We start from the raw sequence: 3,890 nt of genomic DNA, 5'->3' as shown, positions 1-3,890 counted from the left end.
TCAGGTGGATATCGGCGCTGATGCTCCTATACAGATAGTTACAAACGCTAAGAATGTCAAGGAAGGCGACCTCGTTCCTGTTGCTCTTGACGGTGCTGTTCTCCCTGAGGGCAAGATAAAGAAGTGCAAGATGCGTGGAGTCGAGAGCTTCGGTATGTTCTGCGGACTTGATACCCTCGGTCTTACTGCTCACGATTTCCCATACGCTGATCCTGAGGGCGTTTTCGTTATCGAAGAGGAATGCCAGCTCGGACAGGATATCCACTCTGCTATCGGTCTTGACGATACATCAGTTGAGTTCGAGATAACTTCTAACAGACCTGACTGTCTAAGCGTTATCGGTCTTGCAAGAGAGACAGCTGCTACATATGACCTCCCGCTCACAGTAAAAGCTCCTGAGTTCAAGGGAGTTGAGGGCGATGTTAACAGCTTCCTCAAAGTTGACATCCATAACGAAAAGGCTTGTCCAAGATACTGTGCAGGTATCGTAAAGAACGTTAAAATTGGTCCTTCACCACGTTGGATGAGAGAGAGACTTCGTGCAAGCGGTGTTCGTCCGATAAACAATTTTGTTGATATTACAAACTATGTAATGCTTGAATATGGTCAGCCTATGCACGCTTTTGACCTCCGCTATGTTGAGGGAGCACATATAAACGTCCGCAATGCAGTTGACGGCGAGAAGATCATGACTCTTGACGGTGTTGAGCGTGAGCTTACTTCTGATATGCTCGTTATTGCTGACGAGAAAAAGCCAGTAGCCGTTGCAGGTATCATGGGCGGAGAGTACAGCGGTATCATGGACGATACTACAACAGTTGTATTCGAGTCCGCTTACTTTGAGCCTTCTCAGGTAAGACAGACTTCAAAGAAGCTCAAACTCAAATCTGACGCTTCTTCACGTTATGAAAAGGGCGTTGATCCATGCATCTCAATGACTTGCCTTAAAAGAGCTTTTGAACTTGTTGAGCTTCTTGGTGCAGGCGAAGTCGTAAACACTGTAATAGACTGCGACCACTCCGCATTCAAGCCTTCTGAGGTCGTATTTGACCCTGAGTGGATAAACAATTTCCTCGGCACTGATATTTCTGAGGAAAAAATGAAAGAGTACCTCGGACGTCTTGAATTCACTTTTGCTGACGGCAAGGTAATAGCTCCTTCATTCAGAATAGACATCGGCTGCAAGGCTGATATTGCTGAAGAAGTTGCACGTATCTACGGTTACAACAACATTCCTTCAACTGATTTCCGCGGCGTTGCAAGAGCTGAATTCACAGAGGAGCAGAAGTTCGCACGTACTCTCAGAAATGCTGCTGTTTCTCTGGGCGGATATGAGATAGCTACCTACTCTTTCGTATCTCCTAAGTATTTCGACAAGATAAAGCTCCCTGCTGACAGCAAGCTCCGCAAGGTCGTAAAGATCGTTAATCCTCTCGGTGAGGACACAAGCGTTATGAGAACATCTACTATTCCTTCAATGCTGGACGTTCTCTCATTCAACTACAACAACCGCAACGACAAGGCTTGCCTCTTTGAGATAGCTAAGGAGTACCTCCCTGCTGAGGTCGAGAAGCCATTTATCAACGGCGATACTCTCGCTAACAGCGGCAAGCAGAAGCACAAGTACAACTATTCGCTCCCTGACGAGCCTCAGAGACTTACTATCGGTATGTACGGCGGTGACGCTGACTTCTACACCCTCAAGGGCATGGTAGAGCAGCTCCTTGCAGAGCTCAAAATAGATGACGTTGAGTATATCCGCGCAAATGACTGCGATGAATTCGACGAGAAGTACGCTCTCCACCCAGGCAGAAGCGCAGTTATCATAAAGGACGGCAAGTATCTCGGTATCATGGGCGAAGTTCACCCTGATGTACAGGAAACTTACGAGATAGGCGTAAAGACCTACATTGCAAAGCTCAATATCCCAGAGCTTATGGAGGCTGCTGCCGACAAGATAACATATCAGCCGCTGCCTAAGTTCCCTGCAACTACCCGTGACCTCAGTCTCCTTGTTGACGAGGATATGCCTGTTGCAGAGCTTGAAAAGGCTATCAAGGGCGCAGTTGGCAAGATACTCGAAAAAGTAACTCTCTTCGATGTATACCGCAGTGACGATATGAAGAAGAACGGCAAGAAGAGTATCGCTTACTCTATCTCCATGCGTTCACATGAGGGTACACTCACCGACGAGCAGGCTGACGGTGCTATGAAGCGCGTTCTGAAGGCTCTCAATGCTATCGGAGCAGAGCTACGCGGCTGAGAATATCAGCTCAGGGACGGGCATTGATCGTCCGCATAACAAATAAAAAAAGCAGTGGCGCACAAAAGTCTGCGCTAATATAGAAGTTTTAGAGCTATAATAAAAGACCTATACAGTGGGCTATAACAATCAAACAGGAAGATACTTCATTTAGAGGTATCTTCCTGTTTTTTTATTATTTTCCAAAACCCCCTTGACAAACTGTAACGTACCTGCTATAATTGTATACATAGAAGTTATACAATTTAGACTTTAACGGTAGTTGCAAATGCTGTGAGAGCCTTGACCCCGAAGGAGTGTACACGAATTATGAATATCAACATCAGCAACGCATCGGGTGAGCCGATCTATTTGCAGATCGCAAACCAGATCAAAACGCTGATACTGGAGGGAAAGCTGAAAGAGGGCGAAGCTCTGCCCTCTATGCGAATTCTGGCAACAGAACTCCGTATCAGCTTCATGACAACAAAACGTGCCTATGAGGAGCTTGAACGTGACGGCTTTATTGAAAGCTACACGGGTAAAGGCTCATTCGTCAAGGCGCAGAATCTGGAGCTTTACCGGGAGGAGCAGATCAAGCGTATCGAAGCCCTGCTCATGGAGGCAGGCGATACGGCGCGCAAGGCAGGCGTCACGATGGAGGAGCTTCACGAATTGCTCGACCTTGTAAACGGAGGGGAATAACATGAACGATTACGAAAATGCCATTGAAATCAAGGGCGTTACCAAAAAATATGACGGTTTTACGCTGGATAATATCAGCTTTGATGTGCCGAAGGGCTGTATCATGGGCTTTATCGGGCAAAATGGTGCAGGAAAGACCACAACTATCCGCAGTCTGCTGCATATCACGGATATTGACAGTGGTGAGATACGTCTGCTCGGTCTTGACCATATCAAGGACGAAACTGCGATAAAAAAGCGAATAGCGGTAGTCTTTGACGAGCTGCCGTTCCATGATGTGTTCAATGCAAAGGATATGGCAAAGATATTTGAGGGTATGTATCCAGAATGGGACAACTCTGCCTATATGAAGTACATCGAGCGTTTTCAGCTTCCGATGAAAAAGAAGATCGGGCAGTTTTCAAAGGGTATGAAGATGAAATTACAGATTGCCTGCGCCCTGTCGCACAATGCGGAGCTTCTTGTCATGGACGAAGCAACAACAGGTCTTGACCCCGTTGTGCGCGACGAGATCCTGCACATTTTCATGGAATATCTGCAAAACGGCGAGCGCTCAATACTCATGTCCTCGCATATCACCTCTGACCTTGAAAAGATAGCGGATATGGTGACATTCATCGACAAGGGAAAGATCTTGCTGACGGGCTACAAGGATGAAATTATCGAGAAGCACGGTATCCTCAAATGCGACAAAGACAAGATACAAGAGATCGACGCTGAGGATATTGTCAGCGTTCGCACAAACAATTTCGGTGCAGAGGTCATGGTAAATGACCGTGAAAATGCCTCCTACAAATACAGCGACTGCGTGATAGACCCTGCAAGCCTTGACGATATCATGCTCTACTATGTACACCGTGACACAAAGGAGTGGTCATAATGAAACTTTACAGATCGCTTATATATCGTGAATTGAAGCTGACTCGTAAGCGCTGCATCCTTA

At 46.6% G+C, this 3,890-nt stretch carries 3 protein-coding genes; all 3 read left to right on the top strand.

Annotation, left to right across the window (positions count from 1 at the left end):
• Window positions 1-2,263, top strand: a 2,263-nt coding sequence (gene pheT / locus K6G33_RS01755) for a phenylalanine--tRNA ligase subunit beta (RefSeq protein WP_296775569.1), incomplete at its 5' end; no start/stop codon positions are given.
• A gap of 309 nt (window positions 2,264-2,572) precedes the next feature.
• On the top strand, window positions 2,573-2,947 hold the full coding sequence (locus tag K6G33_RS01750) for a GntR family transcriptional regulator (protein WP_296775567.1): 375 nt from the start codon (window positions 2,573-2,575) through the stop codon (window positions 2,945-2,947).
• A 1-nt stretch (window position 2,948) separates the two neighbouring features.
• Entirely contained in the window at window positions 2,949-3,827 is an 879-nt protein-coding gene (locus tag K6G33_RS01745; RefSeq protein WP_072950637.1) for an ABC transporter ATP-binding protein, read from the top strand.
• Window positions 3,828-3,890: the final 63 nt, after the last annotated feature.

This window comes from Ruminococcus sp. (assembly GCF_024691275.1).
GTDB lineage: Bacteria > Bacillota > Clostridia > Oscillospirales > Ruminococcaceae > Ruminococcus.
This window is presented reverse-complemented; position numbering and strand designations above follow the sequence as displayed.

Excerpts from the sequence above, each read along its gene's own strand:
- K6G33_RS01750 (WP_296775567.1), top strand. The coding sequence starts at position 2,573 with ATGAATATCAACATCAGCAACGCATCGGGTGAGCCGATCTATTTGCAG.
- K6G33_RS01745 (WP_072950637.1), top strand. The coding sequence starts at position 2,949 with ATGAACGATTACGAAAATGCCATTGAAATCAAGGGCGTTACCAAAAAA.